Consider the following 19,667-nt stretch of genomic DNA (forward strand, 5'->3'; position numbering starts at 1 on the left):
CATAACAAAGGGCGTACCGGGGGTTCCCACTCGATGAGAGTCGTCAGGGGTCCGGCGGAACGTGTTCGGCCGCTAACCGATCCGTCGGAGCCGGTTCAGTCGTCGGCGTCGGCCGGCGGCGTTCCGACCGCGCCGCCGCCGCGTCCGCCGTCGGACGAGCGGTTCGCGAGCAGTGGAGTCCCGTCGGCGCGGGGGCCGAGACGCGGGCCGTGCGGCCCGTCGTCGGGGTCGATCCGGCGCCGGGTCCGGTAGTCGGTCGAGCGCTCGACCGGGGTCCGGCCGATCGCCGTGATCATCTCGACGTAGTCGTCGAACGAGCGGTACTCGCCGTACTCGCCGCCCGCGCGGCTGGTGATCTCCTCCGAGAGGATGGTGCCCATGAAGTCGTCCGCGCCGCAGTTGAGGAGTTTGAGCCCGTGGGCGTCGCCCGACTTCACCCACGACGCCTGGACGTGATCGACGTTGTCTAAGAAGAGCCGCGCGACCGCGACCACGAGCTCGTCCTCGGCGTGCGAGGGGCCGGAGTCGACGACGCCGCGCCGGTAGAGCGGGGTGTTCTGGTGGATGAAGGAGAGCGGAACGAACTCCGTGATCGCGCCCGTCCGGTCTTGGAGGTCCCGGATCACCTTCAGGTGTTGCGCGCGGTGCGCGACCGTCTCGACGTGGCCGTACATCATCGTCGAGGTGACGTCGAGGCCGGCGGCGGCCGCGCCCTCCATCGCCGCCACCCAGTCGTCGGTGCGGATCTTCCCCGGACAGATCACGTCGCGGACCTCGTCGACGAGGATCTCGGCGGCGGTGCCCGGTGCGGAGTCGAGCCCGGCGGCCGCCAGCTCGCGGTACACAGACTCGTACTCCCAATCGGTGCCCCGAGAGGCGTGATACGCTTCCTCTGGGGTCATCGAGTGGAGGTGGACGCCGCCGACCGACATCGCGTCCAACTGCTCGACGTAGGTGCCCGGGTCGGTCGCGTACCGCTCGGGCGGCTTGTAGTTCACCTCGCTCGCGGGGTCGTCGTGCGCGGCGAGGATCTCGTGATGTTCCTCGTTCAGCGCGAACGCGGGGTGGAGCCCCGAGACGGAGCATACCTCGTAGATCCCCATGTCGAGGGCGTCTTCGACGACCGCGCGCGACTCGGCGGGCGGCTTGGTGAACCCCGCGTGCTCGACGTCGCTGTCTGCCTCGAACGCGTGCGCGGAGTCCTTGAAGTTACAGAACAGGCAGCCGGTGTTACACGCGGTGGTGACGTTGTTGTTCAGGTTGGCGACGAAGGTGACCTCGTCGCCCACCTCCTCGCGCCGGCGCCGGTCGGCGGCCTCTAACACCGCCTCCTTGCGGACGGGGTCGATCCCGGCCGCCCCCGTGCCGGTGGCGAGCAGTTCGGTGGCGTCGTCGACCGTCAGCCGAGCGCCGTCGCGGGCCTTCGCGAGCGCGTTCTCGAACGACTGGTCGGTCGCGGGCGCGGCGAAGTCGAACTCCTCCGCGCCGCTCACGGTCCCGCCCTCTCCGCCTCCGCTCGATCCGCTCGCGCCGGAACTGCCCCCCGAACTCATCCCCTAACGTTCCCGGTTCCACCGTGATAAACGGGAGGGTCGCGACAGCCGATGCGTCCCCGGCGGGTCGTTCGGACGCGTCGGCTACCGCCGAGCGAAGGGGTGACACGAGCGGCACAGACTGTCCGCGTTCGCACCGAATCGCCGTACCCTGACGCTCCGAGCGGAACGCGACCGGTCACGGAAGCCAACCTTTTATCCGCTGGACGCTAACCACACGTTAATGGACTCCGCGGTACTGCTCGATCTCCTCGGCAACGAGAACCGGCGGCGCATCCTCCGGCTTCTCGCCACCAAGCCGTGTTACGTCACGGAGATCTCGGAGTACCTGGACGTGAGCCCGAAGGCGGTGATCGACCACCTGCGGAAGCTGGAGGAGGCCGGGCTCGTCGAGTCGACGACGGACGACCAGCGGCGGAAGTACTTCCGGATCGCGCGCAGCCTCCGGCTGGAGGTGAGCGTCTCGCCGTACGGCTTCGGTGCGAAGAGCGCGTACCCGGCGAAGAACAGCCTCGACATGTCCGGTCGCTGTCCGCACCTCTCGATCGAGGGCCCCGACGGGTCGGGCACGACCGGCGACCTCGCGGAGCTCGCGGAGGAGTTCACCCGCCTCCAAGACCTCGACCGGGAGCTCTCGCTCGCCCAGCGGTGGGTCCAGGGCCGCGTCGAGGACACGCTCGCCGAGATCGACGAGCGGCTCGGCGGGCAGGCCGACAGCCGCTTCTTCGCGACCGTCATCGCCGCGGTGGTCGAGACCGACGGCACGCCCGCGGCGGTCGCCGACGAGGTCGGCGCGCGCGAGTCGACGGTCGCGGACGCCCTGCGGCGGCTCTCCGACGTGGGCGTGGTCGCCCGCGACGCAGACGGGTACCGGGTCCGCTGACGGCCCCCTCCCGTCGACCGGATCCGGCGACCGCGACCGTTTCCGGAACCTTTTGGCTCGCCGCCCGGAGACGACGACCGTGAGCCGTCTCAGAAACCTCTCGCTGTTCCTCGTCCTCGCCGCCGCGTGGGGCTCCGCGTTCGTCGCGATCAACGCGGGATTGGCGTACTTCCCGCCCGTGCTGTTCGCGGCGTTCCGGTTCGACGTCGCCGGCGTCGTCATGCTCGCGTACGCGGCGTACGCGGTCGACGACCCGGTCCCGCGCGGCCGGGACCAGTGGCTCGAGGTCGTCTCCGGCGCCGTGTTCATCATCGCCGCCTACCACGCCTTCCTGTTCGTCGGGGAGAGCGACCCGGCGGTGACGAGCGCCGTCGCGGCCGTTATCGTCAGCCTCTCGCCGGTGTTGACCACGGTGTTCGCCCGCGCCCTCCTGCCGGCGGAGCGGCTGACCGCGGTCGGCGCGCTCGGCCTCGGGATCGGCCTCGCCGGGGCGGTCGTCCTCGCGAACCCCGACCCCGCCAACCTGACCGGCGGCGGCACCGTCGCGAAGCTGCTCGTGCTGCTCGCGGCGACCTCGTTCGCGCTCGGCTCCGTCCTCTCGCGGGCCTCGGAGGCCGACATCGCCATCGAGACGATGGAGGCGTGGTCGATGCTCCTCGGCGCGGGGCTCACCCATCTGCTCGCGCTCGCGCTCGGCGAGTCGGTCGCCGACGCGACCTGGACGACGGAGTCGCTGCTCGCCTTGGGTTACCTCTCGGTCGTCGCCAGCGGGATCGGCTTCCTCATCTACTTCGACCTGCTCGACCGGCTCGGCCCGATCGAGATCAACCTCGTCTCCTACGTCGCGCCGGTGTTCGCGGCCGCCGTCGGCTGGCTCGTCCTCGACGAGGGGATCACCCCGACGACGGTCGCGGGCTTCCTCACCATCTGTGTCGGCTTCGCGCTGGTGAAACGCGACGCGATCCGCGAGGAGCTGCGGGCGGTCGGCGTCGCGGGCTGAGTCGGGACCCCGACGGCCCCACCGACCGCCCGACAGCCGACCCCGCCGCAACCGTCTTGTCGGCGGGGCGACGACTTCCGGACCGTGAGCGCCGAACAGATCGACCCCCAGGCGGAGCGCGTCGCCGCCCGACAGTCGCGGGTCCCGCTCCCGCACGGTCGCTACCGGCTGAAGCTCCTCCGTCGCCTGACCGACCCGCTGATGCGGATCCGGAACCGCGACCCGCCGAGCGTGGGCGCAACCGAGTCGCTGACCCTTCCCGGACCCGAAGACGACGACGCGCGGCGCGCCCTCGGCGACCGGGCGACGGTCGGCGACCTCGACGCGCGGCTCTACCTCCCCGCCGCCGAGCCCCCCTACCCGACGGTCGTCTTCTTCCACGGCGGGGGGTTCGTCCTCGGCAGCGTCGAGACCCACGACTGGCTCTGTCGGCACCTGACCCGGGAGAGCGGGTGCGCCGTCCTCTCGGTCGAGTACCGGCTCGCGCCTGAACACCCCTTCCCGGCCGCGGTCGCGGACGCGTACGCCGCCGTCGAGCGGGCCGCGGACGCGACCGAGCGGCTCCGCGGGACCGGCGACCTCGCGGTCGCGGGCGACTCCGCCGGCGGCACCCTCGCCGCGGTGACCGCCCTCATGGCCGCCGAGCGGGACGGCCCCGACATCGCCCGACAGGCGCTCCTGTACCCGGGGATCGGCGTCGACCCCGACCAGGAGTCGATGCGGGAACACGCCGGGACCGTCCTCTCCCGGGCGGACATCGAGTGGTTCTCGGCGGCCTACTACCGGAGCGACATCCACCGTCGGAACCCGTACGCCGACCCGATCAACGCCGGCGACCTCTCCGGCGTCGCGCCCGCGACGGTCGTCACAGCGGGCTTCGACCCGCTCCGGGACGGCGGGAGGGCGTACGCGGAGCAGCTCGTCGCCGACGGCGTGGCGACCCGATACGAGAACTACCCCGCGATGGTCCACGGGTTCATGACGATGCCGGAGGTCGACCGGGCGCGCGACGCGATCGCGAGCGTCGGCGGCGACCTCGCCGACGCCTTCGGCGACTGACGGCGTTCGACGACCGACGGCGGTCGGTGCCCGTGACAACCCGTCGCAGGGCGCCGGTGGAATTTATTCGGCGGGCGACGACGCTCACGACGTGTTCCCCGAGACCATCGAGACGGACCGGCTTCGGCTGGAGGTGCGGAGTCCCGAACACGTCGACCTCGACGAGTGCTATCGGATCTGCTCGTCCGATCCCGGCATCGACGAGGTGACCGAGTTCGTCACGTGGGACCCCCACGAGACGAAGAAGGAGACGCTAGAGTTCCTCGAACGCGGGCGCGAGCGCTTCGAGGACGCCGAGGCGGCGACGTACGTGATCTACCCCCGCGAGGGGGAGGACGGTGCGGGCGAGATAGCCGGCTTCGGCGGCTTCGGGGTCGACTGGGAAAAGCGGACTGCGACGCTCGGCACGTGGCTCCGCAAGCGGTTCTGGGGCCGCGGCTACTCCGGCGAGCGCGCCGCCGCGCTCGCCGAGGTCGCGTTCGCGGACCTCGACCTGGATGTCGTCGCCGTGGGCCACCACCCCGACAACGAGAAGTCGCGGCGCGCGATCGAACGGTACGTCGACCGCCTCGGCGGGCGACGCGAGGGGCGGCTCCGCAACGAGCTGGTCTACGCGGACGGCACCGTCCACGACGAGGTCCGGTACACGATCTCGCAGTCGGAGTGGCGCAAGGCGACGACCTGATCCGACGGTGTCCGCCGATAGACGCACTCCTGCGGCCGTCGACGCGATCGTTTCGCGTCCCGATCCGACCCAACAAACACTTACGCCCGCCGAAACGATACCGGGCGCATGTCTTCGACAACCAGCGGCGGATCGAGCGCGACAGGGGCGGAAAGGAGCCTCGGCCGCGGCGCGGTCGTCGGGGCGGTCGCGGGCGCGGTGTCGTACGTCCTCGGCTACCTGGTCGTCTACGTCACGCAGAGCGGCCGGGTCGAGGAGGGGCTCTCCGGGATCAACTTCTTCGCCGACCTGTTCGGCGGCGACACCATCTCGGTGTGGCGCGGCGTCGGCTGGGTGTTCTACAACGCGCACTTCGTGGACGTGAACGTGCCCTCGCTGATCGGCGCCGCCCGCTCGGTGAACTTCGTCGCGCAGAGCGACGCCGGGCTGACGTTCCTGTACGCCGTGCCGCCGCTGCTGCTCGTCGTCGCCGGGGTCGGGATAGCGCGCGCGGCCGGCGCGGCGACGCCGGTCGACGGCGCGCAGTCCGGCGCGCTCGCCGTCGTCGGCTACCTCCCGCTCGCGGTGATCGGCGCCTTCCTGTTCCGGTACGCCGTCGGTGACGGCGGCAGCGTCGCCCCGACGCTCGTCACGGCGGCGCTGCTCGCGGGGCTCGTCTATCCGGTCGTCTTCGGCGCGGTCGGCGGGGCCGCGGCCGGCGCCACGGCCGAGTGACTGGTGGATCAGTGAGCGACGGGCCGAGTGACCGGGAGAGCGGCGACGGGCGCGCCGGGTCGGCGCCTCAGTACGCCTCGTCCTCGGGGTCGAACCGGTCGCCGTACTCGCGGACGGGGTCGACCGGCTGCCCCCCGTCGGTCTCGGGCGCGACGTAGTCGATGAACGACTCGACGTCCGGCTCGCGGACGCGCACCTCGACGTCGATCTCACCGAGTTCGTCCGGATCGCCGACCGCGAAGTTGACGACGCCTTCGAGCGCCGCCTGCTTCTTCAACGAGAAGGCGAACCCGTCGTCGGTGCGGTTCTGTCGGAAGACGCGGCGGGCGGTGTCGAGGATCTCCTGCTCGTGGAGCACGTCGGAGAACGCGTCGAGGCTGTGCGTCTCGGAGACGAGCCGCCCGTCCTCGTGGACCGGCTCCGCGTCCGGGAAGACGTTCTCGACCGCGTCGGCGACCCGGTCGGTCACCTCCGTGTCGTGGACCGGCACCTCGATCCGAACGTCGACGCTGTAGATCACGCGCCGTCACCCCCGGCCTCGGCCGCCTCGGCGGCGTCGCCGTCCGAGCGGTCCGCGCCCTCACCGTCGACGCCCAGCACTTCGCGGACGCGCTCGCGGAACGCCGCGAGGCTGTCGGTGTTGTCGATCTCGACGTCGGCGCGCTCCAACGTCTCGGCGAGTCCGAGGTCGATCTCGCGGGCGTCGCGCCTGCGGAGCGACGCCAGGTCCGAGTCGGAGTCGTCGCGGCCGCGCTCGCCCAGCCGCTCGGCGCGGAGCTCGAAGGGCGCGCGGATCGCGACGAGCGTGAAGTCGTCGCCGAACGCCTCGCGGAAGCGTTCGAGCTCGACGGTCGAGCGGAGACCGTCGACGACGACGGTCTCGCCGCGCTCGCTCTTGGCCGCCGCCTCCCGGATGCGCGGGAGCGTCCGAGCGGCGATGGCGTCGTCGCCCTCCTCCTCGCGGAGCGTGCCGGCCATCCGGCCGTGGTGTTGCGCCGGGTCGAGCCCGCGGCGGCGACACTCGGCGCGGACCACGTCGCCCATGACGACGACGGGGATGCCAGCCGCCTCGGCCACGTTTGCCGCCTCCCCCTTCCCGCTGCCGGGGAGGCCGACGGTTCCGATGACGTTCATTACCGGTCGCTACTCCGCTCGCGGACTTAGGTCTGCTGTTGGCCGGTGCTGAGCGACCCGCCGCGAACCGCGGGCGTTTTTTAGACGCGGCGGATCAGAGTCGAGTGAGGGCACGTAGCTCAGCCAGGATAGAGCGTCGGACTTCTAATCCGATGGCCGTGGGTTCGAATCCCACCGTGCTCGCTTCGAACCCGTCGGTTCTCGGGTCGTCTGTCAAACACCCGAATTTGGGGTCGATCGCGTCTCTGCGATCGGATCGTTAAATCGTCCGAGACGCTGCGGTTCGGGTCCCGTTCCGCAGATTAACGGGTCCCTCGCACGCATCCGACTTTCACTGGACGCGGCGCCGAGATCGCCTACCCGTGTTGCGGTTCTCCGTGGACCGTCGACCGGAACCGGCTCGGCGGGACCCTCGTTCGGCAGGATCCGAAATCGACCGTCGACCGCGACGGAAACGATACCGAGCCCGGCGGTGTCGACACGACGTCTCTCGAACCACCGATACGGAGCAGTATCGAGCACGCTCGCCCCCGCCACGACCCGGACGGCATCGCCCGCAACCTCGCCAAAGCGGAATCACGGACCTCGGCGTCCTCGATCGATCCCTCGTCGTCGAAGACTGTTGGTGGAACAGGTAGCTGCGGCCTCAGAATGACCTGCGCCTGTACACCACCCCCGGTCAGCGGTGGCCGGCACACCTTGCGCGTGAACCCCGGTCTCATTCCGTCTGGACACAGAGAATCTATCTGGCACCGGATTCTAGCCCGCCGTGAACTCAAAGAAGGCGAATGGATGCGGTCGAGGGGTCGATTTCGACCTCACCGCCGATCGGAATGGGACACGTCGGGTACGTGTGTCCGAACTCGCAATTGAAGACAACGGGAGCGTTCGGATTGTACGTCTCGAACGCGTCACTAATCGCCTCGCGCTGGCGCTCCCGATACTCCGCCCGCCACTCTCGCGGATTCTCTTCGATGTGTGAGCGAGCGGCGGGGCGTCCGACAAGCACACCGTCGAATCGTTCGAGAAGGCCGCGCTCGCCGAGTGCGCGAAGGTTCGCACCGACGACGGCCGGGTCAGGGACCAATTCGCTCGTCTCTAGCGCGAGGACAGTACCGGTCAGCGCGTCGGGGTCGGGCAGGTACCGATCGGCGAGGAACTGTTCGACGAGGACTGCGTAGCAACCGCCCCAGATCCGACCCGAGACCGCCTCTTCACCGCCGCGCCAGATCCGGCCGTCGGATTGTTCGATCTCGCGAGTAGTCTCGACCGACTCCGGATCTTCCCAGTCCCCGGCCTCGTCAGTGAACACCTCTGCTTCGGTCCAGTCGCCGATCGAGTCCTCGAAGAGCGCACGCCGCAGGTACTCCTCCGTGTAATCGAACATCTCTCCGTCCATCGCGTATTCGAGCAGCGTCGATCCGCCGTAGTACGAGACGATCCCCTGGTTCCAGAGGAACAGGGCCAGGTTCGTGTTGTCTGAGTACCCGTAGAACCGGGTCGGGTGTTCACGGAGTACGTCTCCGTCGAGATACGGGAGGATCGTGATCTGGTCGTGGCCTCCGATGTTTGCGATCACGGCTGAGACGTCCGGGTCGCGGAATGCGTTCATAACCTCCTCGGCGCGTGCCTCCGGATTGTCCGCAAGCCACTCCGGGTCGGCGGTCGCGGTCGGATACTCCACCGGATCGAGGTCGAAAACGTCGCGCATTCGCTCGAGACCGAGTTCGTAGACGAACCGCGCAGATTCGGGTGCGTTCGACGCCGGCGCGACGACCGCGACCCGATCGCCGGGTTCGACAGGGGGCGGAGTGAGGAACTCAGACACGACTGGGATCTACGAAGGACGTCATATATCTTTTATTCACCCGTGTGCCGCAGTATCAGGAATAATCGGGAGACTGGCACGAGACGCACGAGTGGACGCCCGATACCCGCTTCTCACTGCGCGAATTAAGCGTCGAGACGGTCTCCGTCCAGATTCACACGGCAGATCGCCCCGCAGAACACGGGAGAGTACAACGCTTGCGTTCTGCGTTCGGCACGCGCTCAGCGGACTCTCAGCGGGAGAGGGTTCAATTGCGCCGTGATAACGAGTCCAACGTCTCGTGAGCTACCCCTTCCGAGAGCCATACGCCCAAGTGCTCGCTCACCGCAGTGACACACGTGTACCGACGAGACCTCAGAGACACCGACTACGACGGGCTACTCGCCGACATGGCCGTCGCAGACCGCGTTGTCCAAGCCGCGGTCGGACCCGACGGGCGGATCGCGTACGCGAAGAACCGCGAGCTGACCACCGACGTCTGGCTGGCGACCGACGGCGAGGACCGCCGGCTCACGAGCCGGGGGGCGTCGGCCATGCGCTACGGGCGCACCGACGCGCGGTGGCTCGACTGGAGCCCCGACGGCGACCGGATCGCCTTCGTCACCGGCGACGCCGAGCTGGCGACCGTCGACGCCGACACCGGCGCGGTCGAGGTGCTGACCGACTTGGAGGGCGGCATCTCCGGCCTCGCGTGGGGCGAGCCCGGGATCGCGATCGTCACCGACGCCTTCTCGCGGGCGAGCCTCGCGGTCGTCTCCCCCGACGGCGACCGGATCGAGGCGATCGCGACCGGCGAGTACCTCTACGCCGACCCGCACTGGCAGGGCGACAGTGTCGTCGCGACGCGGTCGGCACACGCCGACCTGTTCGACTACGAGGCCGCGCTCGTCCGCGTCCCGTTCGGTGGCGACGGCAGTGGGGCCGTCACCGAACTGTTCGCCGAACCGGGCGTCCGGCCGGCCTGTCCGCGCCCGCGACCCGGCGACGACGAGGCGGTCGCGTTCGTCCACGACGGCAGCGGATACGACGCGGTGTACGGCGTCGGCGGCGACGAACCCGCGGCCGACGGGAGCGACTCGCCGACGCCGATCTACGGCGTCCCGGAGACCGAGATCGCGGCGCCCGAGTGGAACGACGCGGGCGACAGGCTCGCCGTGACCGCCACCGCGGGCGGCCGGACGCACGTCCACGCGGTCGACGTCGACGGCGCGCTCGCGGACGCCGGTCCCGGGACGGGCGCCGACCCCGACGCGGCCGCCGACGCGACCGCCCTCGCGACCGGCGACGCGATCCACGGCGCACCGCGGTGGGACGGCGACCGCGTGCTGTCGGTCCGGGAGACGCCGACCGAGCCGCCGACCGCGGTCGACGCGGCGACCGGCGAGCGACGCACGCCGACGGCGACGGCGGGGCTGTCGGACCGGCTTCCGGCCCCGGAGGCGTTCACCTACGACTCCGACGGGACCGGGGTCAACGCGGTGGTCCACCCGCCCGCGTCGGCCGCCGAGCCGGACTCCGTCCCGCTCCTCGTGAAGCCGCACGGCGGTCCGACCGCCTTCGACGGCTTCGGTTTCGACCACCGGGCGGCGTACTTCGCGGCGCTCGGCTACGCGGTCGTCCGCCCCAACTACCGCGGCTCCGACGGGTTCGGTCGGGCGTTCCGCATGGCGAACGACGGCGACTGGGGCGGCGGCGACCTCGACGACGTGATCCGCGCCGCGGACGCGACGGCGGCGCGCTACGACGCCGTCGACGGCGACCGCGTCGGGATATTCGGCGGCTCCGGCGGCGGGCTGATGACCGTGAACGCGCTCGGCAACAGCGACCGGTTCCGCGCCGGCGCCGCCTTCTACGGCGTGTACGACTACGAGTCGTTCGTCGACGACACCGACGACGTGGGGTGGCAACTACTCAAGCGCGAGCTGGGCGACTTCGTCGCCGACCTCGACGCCTACCGCGACGCGAGCCCGATCCGGACTGTCCCCGACATCGACGACCCGCTCATGGTGCTCCACGGCGAGGAGGACGCCCGCGTCCCGATCAGCCAGTCGGAGCAGCTCGTCGCCGAGCTGGAGAAACACGACGCCCGCCACGAGCTCCGCCGGTACGAGGGCGAGCCGCACGGGTTCGGCGAACTGGACCACGTCCTCGACGCGTACACCCGTGTGGCGGACCTGTTCGCGAAGTACCTGCGTCGGCTCCCGGACGACGGGAGCAGTCGGCCGTACGAGCCGCCGGAGTAGGCCCCGACCGGCGCGCCGACCGTCGGCGATCGCGGCGCGCTCCGAACGTCGGCGATCGCGGCGCGCTCCGCGCCCATCGGCCCAGGCCTCAGTCCGCCGCTGGCGGCGTCCCGAGGTACTTCTCGTTGAGTTCGTACTCGCCGTCGTCGCCCTCGACGAGGTACTCGCCGTAGTAAGGAACCCGATTGGCCACCACCTCCTCGAACGTCTCCGCGATCTCCTCGCGGGTCATCTCGCCCATCGAGCGGAGGTCGTCGTTGCGGTTGAGACACCCCTTCAGGTACCCCTCGTGGGTGACGCGGACGCGGCCGCAGTTGGCGCAAAAGTCCTCGTTCTCGACGGGGTCGACGATCTCGACCATGCCGCCCGTCTCGTCGTCGCTCGCCTCGCCGACGAAGTAGCGCTTCCGGTCGTGCATCTCGCGGTGTTCGACGCGGTCCGCCTTCTCGGCGAGCCAGTCGTGGACGCGCCCGATGTCGACGTTCCACTCCGGCTTGCCGGTCAGCTCCGGCATGTACTGGATGAGCTGGAGCTGGAGCCCCTCGTTGTCGGCGACGTGCTCGACCATCTCCTCGACGTAGCCCGCGGTGTGCGTGAACACGACCATGTTGAGCTTCACGGGGTCGAGTCCGGCCTCGACCGCCGCCTTCACGCCTTCGAGGACCTGCTCGTAGGCGCCGGACTTCGTCACCTCGGCGAAGTCGTCCGGGTCGAGCGCGTCCTGCGAGACGTTGACGCGGTCGAGGCCGGCGGCCTTCAGGTCCGCGGCGCGCCCGGGGAGGAACGTGCCGTTCGTCGTCATCGACACCTCCATCGAATCTGGCGTGCGCTCGATGATCTCCTCCAGGTCCTGCCGGAGCATCGGCTCGCCGCCGGTGAACTTCACGGCGTCGACGCCGTATCCCTCGACGACCTCGAGGAACCGGACCACGTCGTCGGCGCTCATCTCCGCGTCGCTCGGCTCCATCGGCCCGCGCGTATCGCCTAACCCCTCGTTGTGACAGTAGACGCAGTCGAAGTTACACCGGTCGGTAAGCGAGATCCGCACCCCCGTCACCTCCCGTCCGAAGTCGTCCGCGAGTGGGCCGGCCATGGAAGACAGGAACGACCACGCGCGCTTAAATATCCGGGTCGTTCGTGCGGATAGGTAACGTTTGCCGGTTACGTCCAAGCCGACGTGCGGCCGACCGACGGTTACGTCGAGACCGGTGAGCGGCCGACCGACGGTTGCGGTCCGAGTCCGCGCGGCGGTCACAGCGACACGCGCAGTCCGTCGGCCGCGGCCCGTACCTCGCCGTCGAACCCCGCCTCGCGGACGCTTTCCGTCATCTCGCGCTCGCGGCCGCCGGTGTGCGGGTAGAGGTGCGAGAGCAGGAGCGTCCCGACCTCGACGTCCGCCAGCGACTCGCCGAGGCTCGTTGGCGTCGGGTGATTCGACACGTCGACGTCATCTGGGAACGAGCAGTCGTGGACGAGGCAGTCGGCGCCGTCCGCGAACCGCGCCATGCCCGCGAACGCCTCGGTGTCTCCGGAGAGCGCGAGCGGGCCGTCAGCGGGCGTGGCGTCCGAACTCGGCGGCGAGAAGCGGTAGGCGAACCCGTCCATCGAGTGGCGCGTCTCCCGGGCCGTCACGTCGAACCCGCCGGCGGCGAACGGGCGCGCGCTCGACACCTCGCGGACGGCGAGGTCGATCCGGCCGTCGAGGTAGTCGTGAACGCCGAGCAGGCCGTCGACGAGCGACTTCGTGCCCGCGGGCCCGACGACTTCGAGGTGTTCCTCGCCGGCGAGCCAGCGGGCCTTCAGGAGCGGCAACAGCGCCGCGACGTGGTCGAGGTGGTGGTGGGTTAGGAGGACCGTCGAGACGCCTTCGTAGCCCGTGTCGGTCCCCGCGAGCCGCTGGAGGACGCCGCTGCCGCAGTCGACGAGCAGCGATCGGTCGCCGTCGTCGAGGAGGTAGCCGGCCTGCGCGCGGTCCGGGACCGGCATCGCGCTGCCGGACCCGAGCACGGTGAGTTCCATGCCGACGGGTCGCGGCCCCACCCACCTAATTGGCTCGGCCGCGCGGCGGTCGACCGTGGTCGGCTCCGGTCCGATCGGACTCGCTCCGAGGGGCGGGTCACTTGATGAGGAACACCGGAACCGACGCGTCGTCGGCGACGCGGTCTGAGACGCTCCCGAGCGACCGAATCCGCTCGCGCGGCGACTTCCCCTCCGGGCTCATCACGATCACGTCGATGCCGGCCTCGTCGGCGTACCCGACGATCTCCGTGTCGGGCGTCCCGTGCGCGACGTGCGTCTCGGCGTCCAGCCCGGCCTCGGCGGCCGCGTCGGCGACCGCCGCGACGGCGGCCTCGCCCTGCGATTCGAGGTCCTCGACGACCTCGTCGTGGAGGTCGCCCGAGTTGGCGGCCGCGATCCGCCGGTCGACGACGTACAGCGCGTGGAGCGTCGCGTCGTGGTCCGTCGCGAGCCGGACCGCGTGTTCGAGCGCGCGGTCGACCGCCTCGCTCCCGTCGGTCGGAACCAGTATCTCGTCGTACATGCGTCGTCGTTCGCCCGGCCGAGGCTTAACCGTGGGGCCTCGGGGCCGGACCCTGGGAGCGCCGCGCCCGTGCTAACCGCCGGGCGCGAAGCGCGCTACTCGCCGCGCCAGCGGCCGCCGATCTCCTCGCGCCGCATGCTGTTCGCCTCGCCGTCGCGGAAGACGCTGACGCGGCCGGTCTCCTCGCTCAGCGTCACCGTCGCCACGACCTCCGGGCGGACCGAGGTCTCGATGGCGCTCATGTGCCGCGACCCCATCCACGGCTCGTAGCTCACGTCGTCGACGAGATCGGTCTCCTCGTCGCGGGTGCCCAGGTCGCGGAAGCGGACCATCTGGGCCTCGATCTCGCCGTCGACCGCGACGACGACGCCGCCGTCCTGCGCGACGCTCACCGACTCCGCCGCCGTCGCGAGCGCGCCCCCGTCGAAGACGGATGGGGCGGTGTCGCGGGGCCAGCGGTTGTCCCCCATCGGGTCGGCGTACGCCCCGTAGTCGCTGTCGCCGATGACGGCGAAGTACAGTCCCGGCCCCTTCACGTGCGGTTCCTCCCACCCGTCGAAGGAGACGCTGACGTGTTCGGCGCAGTACATCAGCCGGTCGACGACTTCGCACACGCGCTCGTGGTCGCCGTAGTCGATGGCGAGGTCGCTCATCGCCGTCGGTCCTCCCGGTTCGGTCGCCCGCCGCGATTGCCGCCGTCGGTCACGGTCGAGCAAACGAGTCCCCGGTATATAAGAGCCACCGAGTGGGGCGGCGTCGCACGGCCGCCGCGCTCGCCCCGGGCGCTCGCTATCGCCGCCACTCCGTGAACAGTCGCGTGTCGAACCGGTCGGCGCGGACGAGGCCGACGCCGAACGCGGCCGCGACCGCCGCGGGCAGGAGGTTCCCGAACCAGACGTTGATCCCGCCCCAGAGGATCACGAAGCTCACCATGTCGTCGAGCATGAACTCGCAGTCGCGCAGCCGGTCGCGGATCCCGACCGCCGCGAAGGCGCGGTCGAGCGTGACGACGGCGACAATCGCCGACAGCACCCACCCGGCGTAGTTCGAGAGGGGCACGCCGTAGAACGGTCCGCCGCCGAAGTTCCAGAAGCCGAGCGACACTGCGCCGGGGTCCAACACGACGTCCATCGCGACGACGACCGGGATCACCGTTGCCAGTCGAACCCACACGCTGTCGGCACGCGGGCCGAGCAGCAGCAGACACAGCAGGTAGGCGTTCATTACGAGCGGGATGAAGAAGACGGGAAGCGCGACCGGGACCCCGCCGAGCATCGGTCCGAGGTCGACCGTGTACGCGAACTCCCCGTACGGCCACCCGGTGGCGACGCCGACCGACTCGATGAGGTACGTGTACGCCATTAGGACGCCGATCCAGCCGAGCGCGCGGCGGTCGATCGTCGGCAGCACGCCGACGACCAGCGGCGAGCGCATCACGATCACGCCGAACAGCACGAACCACGGGTGGAACGCGAACGGCTCGGGCACCCACCCCTCGGCGCTGCCGACGAGCGCGATCGCCCCGACGAGCGGGAAGACGACCGCGATGGTGAAGCGGTTCTCACGGACGAGCCGGTCCAGCAGCGCCTCGGCCTCGTTGCGCGTGTCCGGCGCGCGCTCGCGGAGCGCGTCGAGCCGAGAGCCGGTCGTCGCGGCGGCGGTCGTCCCGGCCGATCCCGCCCGGTCGCCGTCGCTCACGGTAGCGCCTCCCAGAGCGGGTACACCCGCCAGAGGCCGCCCATCGACAGCAGCGTGCCGACGACGGTGTTCAGCGCCGGGAACCACCAGTACGCGCGGTCGACCGAGACCGACGAGCGCGCGACCCACGCGACGAACAGCGGGTACACGCCGAGCAGGGCGCCCAGCCGCGGGTCGACGAGCCAGAACGCGGCGGCCGCGGCGGTCCACACCCCGAAGCAGTAGGCGTACGTGCGCGCCTCGCCGAGGACGGTCGCGGTCGTGTCGATCCCCGCCGCGCGGTCCGGCTCGATGTCCGGGATCGCGGAGAACGTGTGCATCCCCATCGTCCAGAGCCACGCGCCCGCGAGCGCCGCGAGCGGCGGGTGCGCGCCCGCAACCGTCGCGTACGCCGCCGCGCCGGGGAGGACGTACAACCCGTTCGACAGCGAGTCGAGGAACGGCGTCGTCTTGAACCGGGCCGGCGGCGCGCTGTAGCCGACCGCCAGGGCGAGGAAGCCGAGCAGGTACGGCCACGCGACCCGCGGGGTGATCGCGAGCGTCGCGAGCCCCAGCGCGCCGGACGCGACGACGGCGACCGAGACGAACCGGCTCCCTCGCCAGCGCGCCTCGCGGCCCTCCTTCTTCGGATTCAGCTCGTCGATGTCGGCGTCGAACACGTCGTTGACGCCGTAGAGGAAGACGTTGGCCGGCACGAGGAAGTACGCCGCGAGCGCGACCGTGACGGGCGTGAACAGCCCGCTCACGTCGCCGATCCCGTAGGTGACGCCGACGGCGACCGGCCCGGCGAGGTAGAGCCAGAACCGCGGCCGCGACAGCACCAGCAGGTACCGGAGCCCCTCGCCGCCGCTTCTCGCGGGCCGGTCCCCGCCCTCGGCGGTGGCTCGCTCGCCGTCGGTCGCCGGTCGATTCTGGTCGCTCACGGCGGAGATCACACGTCGTCGCCGGCCATCGCTTCCGCGGTCAGCCCCCCGCTGATGAGACACATCGGGACGCCGATACCGGGCGTCGTCGTCGATCCGGTGAAGTACAGCCCGTCGACCGCGTCCGAGGTATGCCCGGGCCGGAGCAGCGAGGTCTGCGTGAGCGTGTGCGCCAGCCCCAGCGCGCTGCCCGCGTAGCTGTTGTACCGGTCCGCGAAGTCGTCGACCGAGAACGTCTCCTCGACGACGACCCGGCCGCGGAGGTCGGTCCCGGTGTTCTCCGCGATGTCGTCGATCACGAGGTCGCGGTACCGGTTGCGGATCTCGGGGGTGTCACGGATCCCGGGCGCGATCGGGACGAGCGCGAAGAGGTTGCTGTGGCCCTCCGGCGCCACCGTGTCGTCGGTCTTCGAGGGGACGCAGAGGTAGTAGGCGGGGTCGTCGGGCCACTCGGGATCGTCGAATATCTGTTCGAAGTGTTCGTCCCAGTCAGTCGGGAGGACGAGCGTGTGGTGTTCGAGGTTCGGCACGTCGCCCTCGACGCCGAGGTACAGTAGGAACGCGGAGGGCGCGTACGTCCGCGACTCCCAGTACTCCTCGGTGTACTGCCGCTTGCGCTCGGGCAGCAGTTCCTGTTCGGTGTGCGCGTAGTCGGCGTCGGAGACGACGCGGTCGGCGAGGTAGCGCTCGCCGTTCTCGGTGTCGACCGCGAACGCGCCGTACCGCCCCTCGATCCCCGTCACCTCGGCGTCGGTGACGAAGTCGACGCCGAGGTCTTCGGCGAGTTCGACGATGCCGTCGACGACCGCGCCGATCCCGCCGTCGGGGTAGTAGACGCCCATGTTGTAGTCGACGTGGCTCATCAGGTTGTACAGCGCCGGCGTGTTCGTCGGCGAGCCGCCGAGGAACACGAGCGTGTACTGCATCAGCTGCTGGAGCTTCGGGTGGTCGAAGTAGTCCTCGACGTGCCCCTGCATCTTACCGAGCAGCGAGAGCCCCCACGAGTAGCGCATCACGTCGGTGTCCACGTAATCGCGCAGCCGCGGGCGGTCCTCGTACACGAAGTGTTCCATCCCGATCTCGTAGGTCCGCTTGGACTCCTCGAGGTACGCGTCGAACGCCTCGCCCGCGCCCGGCTCGTACGACTCGAAGATCTCCCGGTTCGCATCGCGGTCCGGCAGCACGTCGACCTGATCTCCGTCCTTCCAGAACACGCGGTAGTGTGGGTCGAGCCGCTCCAGCTCGTAGAACTCGTCCGGCGACCGCCCGAAGTGCCCGAAGAAGCGCTCGAAGACGTCGGGCATCAGGTACCACGACGGCCCCATGTCGAACTGGAAGCCGTCGACTTCGAGCCGGCTGGCGCGGCCGCCGAGCTGTTCGTTCTTTTCCAACAGCGTGACGTCCGCGCCGGCGTCCGCGAGGTAACAGGCCGTCGAGAGTCCGCCGAATCCGCCGCCGATAACGACGACGGACTCGCCGGCAACGCCGTCGATGTCCGGGACCACGTCCATACGCGATCCTAGGGACGGCTCCGGTATAAATCCGGTCAGACGCGTCGCGGGAAGGTCCCTGACACGTTCGGTCGGCGGGGCTCGCGACGGCATCGCAGCGGTCCGCCACGGCGACGGGAGCGCGCGAGCGGAGCGGCGGGGGCGGCCGGAGTGGATACCACTAAGTCGCCGACGCGCGTACTCCCGTTCACATGGATCTGACGGTCGCGATCACTGGAGCAACGAGTGGGATCGGGCGGGCCGTCGCCGAGACGTTCGTCGACGAGGGGGCGTTCGTCGCCGTCTCCGGACGCGACGGCGCGGCCGTCGATCGGACCGTCGCGGCACTGAACGGCGCGGGCGACGACCCGGACGGCGACGCCGAGGGCGACGCGGACGCCGGGGACGGCTCGCCGGCGGACGACGGCGGGACCGCGTGGGGCGACCGCGTCGACGTGCGCGACGAGTTCGACCTCGAACGCTTCTTCGAGCGCGTCGCCCGCGAGGCCGGCCCGGTCGACGTCGTGTTCGCGAACGCCGGCGTGTTCCACGGCGCGCCGGGCGAGCGGCCGACGACCGAGGTCACGTACGCCGACTACGACGACACGATGCGCACGAACGCGCGCGGCGTGTTCGCGACGATCCGCGAGGCCGTCCCGCACCTGGCCGACGACGCGCGCGTCCTCGTCCCGTCGGGCGCGGTCGCCGCCGAGTCGAAGCCCGGGATGGGCGCGTACGCGGTGTCGAAGGCGGCCGCCGAGGGGGTCGCGCGCGGGTTCGCCGCCGACCTCGACGCGACGGTCGGCGTCGTCGACCCCGGGCTCGTCGCGACCGACCTCACGGGGAAAGAGCGCGCCCGCGACCCCGAGAGCGTCGCGCCGCTGTTCGTCTGGGCCGCCACCGAGGCGCCGGCCGGGGACCTGAACGGCGGTCGCCTCGGGTTACGGGAGTGGAAGTCCGCGACGCGGTAGGCAGTTTGGCGCGCGTTACTCGCCCGTCTCGATCGGCGCGCCGACGAGGTTCCCCCACTCGGTCCACGAGCCGTCGTAGTTCCGCACGTCGTCGTAGCCGAGCAGCTCGTGGAGGAGGAACCACTCGATCGACGAGCGCTCGCCGACGCGGCAGTAGGTGATCGTCGACTCGTCGCCGTCGACGCCGGCGTCGCTGTACAGCTCGCGGAGCTCGTCCGCGCTCTTGAACGTCCCGTCCTCGTTCAGCGTCGTGCCGATCGGGACGCTGCTCGCACCGGGGATGTGACCGCCGCGCTGGGCGGTCTCGTTGAGCCCCTCGGGGGCGATGACCTCGCCGGAGAACTCCTCGGGCGAGCGGACGTCGACCATCGGGATCCCCTCCTCGATCGCCTTGTCGATGTCGTCCTTGTACGCGCGGACGCTCTCGAAGGGACCGCGGGCCTCGTAATCGCGGGGCGTGAAGTCGGGCTCCTCCGTGGAGAGCGGGTAGTCGTTCTCGACCCAGTACCCCTTCCCGCCGTCGACCACGCGGATGTCGTCGTGACCGTAGTACTTGTAGATCCAGTAGCCGAACAGCGCGAACCAGTTCGGCACGCGGCCGCCGCCGTACACGACGACGGTGGTGTCGGCGTCGATGCCGCCCTCACCGTTTCGCGCCGCGAAATCCGCCTTCGAGACGATATCGCGCTCCGTCTCGTCGGTGAAGACCGCGTCCCACTCGAAGTTCAACGCGCCGGGTATGTGGCCCTCCTCGTAGGGCGTGTACTCCGACTCGTCGGTGACGGTCGGGTTGTTGATCTCGACGAGCCGGTGGTCGGCGTCGTCGTCCTGAAAGGTGTCGAGGCGCTCTTCGACCCAGTCCGCCGTGACGAGTACGTCTTCGGACATCACCCGTAGTAGGGCCTAAGCCCGCTTTGAACGTCCGATAATGGCGGTTCTTTCCG

Annotated in this window: 19 protein-coding genes and 1 tRNA gene; 8 read left to right on the forward strand and 12 right to left on the reverse strand. The window is 70.4% G+C overall.

Annotated elements, in window-relative coordinates:
- Window positions 1-95: 95 nt before the first annotated feature.
- A complete protein-coding gene (cofH, locus tag EXE52_RS15605) occupies window positions 96-1,553 on the reverse strand; it encodes a 7,8-didemethyl-8-hydroxy-5-deazariboflavin synthase subunit CofH (protein ID WP_049930920.1) in 1,458 nt (485 codons plus the stop codon).
- Window positions 1,554-1,776: 223 nt separating this feature from the next.
- On the opposite strand from cofH, the gene EXE52_RS15610 reads away from it, so the two are divergent.
- From EXE52_RS15610 to EXE52_RS15630, 5 genes are all read left to right on the forward strand, one after another.
- Window positions 1,777-2,436 carry an ArsR family transcriptional regulator gene (locus EXE52_RS15610; protein WP_049930922.1) on the forward strand — a complete coding sequence of 220 codons (660 nt, stop codon included), beginning with the start codon at window positions 1,777-1,779 and terminating at the stop codon, window positions 2,434-2,436.
- Between the two features lie 79 nt (window positions 2,437-2,515).
- Window positions 2,516-3,436 carry a DMT family transporter gene (locus tag EXE52_RS15615; protein WP_049930924.1) on the forward strand — a complete coding sequence of 307 codons (921 nt, stop codon included), beginning with the start codon at window positions 2,516-2,518 and terminating at the stop codon, window positions 3,434-3,436.
- Window positions 3,437-3,520: 84 nt separating this feature from the next.
- Complete coding sequence (locus EXE52_RS15620; RefSeq protein ID WP_089308574.1) at window positions 3,521-4,495, forward strand: alpha/beta hydrolase; 975 nt, start codon at window positions 3,521-3,523, stop codon at window positions 4,493-4,495.
- A 91-nt stretch (window positions 4,496-4,586) separates the two neighbouring features.
- The gene (locus EXE52_RS15625; protein WP_089308573.1) at window positions 4,587-5,180 is read left to right on the forward strand and encodes a GNAT family N-acetyltransferase; all 594 of its coding nucleotides are present in this window, start codon (window positions 4,587-4,589) and stop codon (window positions 5,178-5,180) included.
- A 108-nt stretch (window positions 5,181-5,288) separates the two neighbouring features.
- On the forward strand, window positions 5,289-5,894 hold the full coding sequence (locus tag EXE52_RS15630; RefSeq protein WP_049930929.1) for a hypothetical protein: 606 nt from the start codon (window positions 5,289-5,291) through the stop codon (window positions 5,892-5,894).
- 67 nt (window positions 5,895-5,961) lie between these two features.
- On the opposite strand, the gene EXE52_RS15635 is transcribed toward EXE52_RS15630, so the two are convergent.
- Entirely contained in the window at window positions 5,962-6,414 is a 453-nt protein-coding gene (locus tag EXE52_RS15635; RefSeq protein WP_049930931.1) for an RNA-binding domain-containing protein, read from the reverse strand.
- Window positions 6,411-7,028 carry an AAA family ATPase gene (locus EXE52_RS15640; protein WP_089308572.1) on the reverse strand — a complete coding sequence of 206 codons (618 nt, stop codon included), beginning with the start codon at window positions 7,026-7,028 and terminating at the stop codon, window positions 6,411-6,413. Before EXE52_RS15640 ends, EXE52_RS15635 begins: the two co-directional genes overlap by 4 nt.
- A 108-nt stretch (window positions 7,029-7,136) precedes the next feature.
- On the opposite strand from EXE52_RS15640, the gene EXE52_RS15645 reads away from it, so the two are divergent.
- Window positions 7,137-7,211: transfer RNA gene (locus EXE52_RS15645), tRNA-Arg, on the forward strand.
- Between the two features lie 592 nt (window positions 7,212-7,803).
- Here EXE52_RS15645 and EXE52_RS15650 read toward each other — a convergent pair.
- Complete coding sequence (locus tag EXE52_RS15650; RefSeq protein ID WP_049930934.1) at window positions 7,804-8,856, reverse strand: S66 peptidase family protein; 1,053 nt, start codon at window positions 8,854-8,856, stop codon at window positions 7,804-7,806.
- A gap of 338 nt (window positions 8,857-9,194) precedes the next feature.
- Between EXE52_RS15650 and EXE52_RS15655 the strand changes: the two genes are divergently transcribed.
- Entirely contained in the window at window positions 9,195-11,099 is a 1,905-nt protein-coding gene (locus EXE52_RS15655; RefSeq protein WP_137703865.1) for a prolyl oligopeptidase family serine peptidase, read from the forward strand.
- 88 nt (window positions 11,100-11,187) lie between these two features.
- Here EXE52_RS15655 and moaA read toward each other — a convergent pair whose 3' ends face one another.
- The 7 genes from moaA to EXE52_RS15690 form a co-directional block, all read right to left on the reverse strand.
- Window positions 11,188-12,192, reverse strand: a complete 1,005-nt coding sequence (moaA, locus tag EXE52_RS15660; RefSeq protein WP_089308570.1) for a GTP 3',8-cyclase MoaA — start codon at window positions 12,190-12,192, stop codon at window positions 11,188-11,190.
- A gap of 158 nt (window positions 12,193-12,350) precedes the next feature.
- Window positions 12,351-13,118 carry an MBL fold metallo-hydrolase gene (locus EXE52_RS15665; protein WP_089308569.1) on the reverse strand — a complete coding sequence of 256 codons (768 nt, stop codon included), beginning with the start codon at window positions 13,116-13,118 and terminating at the stop codon, window positions 12,351-12,353.
- A 97-nt stretch (window positions 13,119-13,215) separates the two neighbouring features.
- Window positions 13,216-13,641 carry a universal stress protein gene (locus EXE52_RS15670; RefSeq protein ID WP_049930942.1) on the reverse strand — a complete coding sequence of 142 codons (426 nt, stop codon included), beginning with the start codon at window positions 13,639-13,641 and terminating at the stop codon, window positions 13,216-13,218.
- A 95-nt stretch (window positions 13,642-13,736) separates the two neighbouring features.
- Window positions 13,737-14,294 (reverse strand): diadenylate cyclase, encoded by a 558-nt coding sequence (locus EXE52_RS15675; protein ID WP_049931055.1) that lies wholly within the window; start codon window positions 14,292-14,294, stop codon window positions 13,737-13,739.
- A 136-nt stretch (window positions 14,295-14,430) separates the two neighbouring features.
- Window positions 14,431-15,339 carry a bisanhydrobacterioruberin hydratase gene (gene cruF / locus EXE52_RS15680; protein ID WP_049930944.1) on the reverse strand — a complete coding sequence of 303 codons (909 nt, stop codon included), beginning with the start codon at window positions 15,337-15,339 and terminating at the stop codon, window positions 14,431-14,433.
- Window positions 15,336-16,274 carry a prenyltransferase gene (locus EXE52_RS15685; protein WP_049930946.1) on the reverse strand — a complete coding sequence of 313 codons (939 nt, stop codon included), beginning with the start codon at window positions 16,272-16,274 and terminating at the stop codon, window positions 15,336-15,338. Before EXE52_RS15685 ends, cruF begins: the two co-directional genes overlap by 4 nt.
- Window positions 16,271-17,773 (reverse strand): NAD(P)/FAD-dependent oxidoreductase, encoded by a 1,503-nt coding sequence (locus EXE52_RS15690; protein ID WP_086216931.1) that lies wholly within the window; start codon window positions 17,771-17,773, stop codon window positions 16,271-16,273. Before EXE52_RS15690 ends, EXE52_RS15685 begins: the two co-directional genes overlap by 4 nt.
- A 191-nt stretch (window positions 17,774-17,964) precedes the next feature.
- Here EXE52_RS15690 and EXE52_RS15695 point away from each other — a divergent pair, with 191 nt between their 5' ends.
- Complete coding sequence (locus EXE52_RS15695; RefSeq protein ID WP_089308568.1) at window positions 17,965-18,723, forward strand: SDR family oxidoreductase; 759 nt, start codon at window positions 17,965-17,967, stop codon at window positions 18,721-18,723.
- 15 nt (window positions 18,724-18,738) lie between these two features.
- Here EXE52_RS15695 and EXE52_RS15700 read toward each other — a convergent pair whose 3' ends face one another.
- On the reverse strand, window positions 18,739-19,611 hold the full coding sequence (locus tag EXE52_RS15700) for a sulfurtransferase (RefSeq protein WP_049930951.1): 873 nt from the start codon (window positions 19,609-19,611) through the stop codon (window positions 18,739-18,741).
- Window positions 19,612-19,667 lie beyond the last annotated feature (56 nt).

The organism is Halorubrum sp. CGM4_25_10-8A, from assembly GCF_005435025.1.
Taxonomy (GTDB): domain Archaea; phylum Halobacteriota; class Halobacteria; order Halobacteriales; family Haloferacaceae; genus Halorubrum; species Halorubrum ezzemoulense.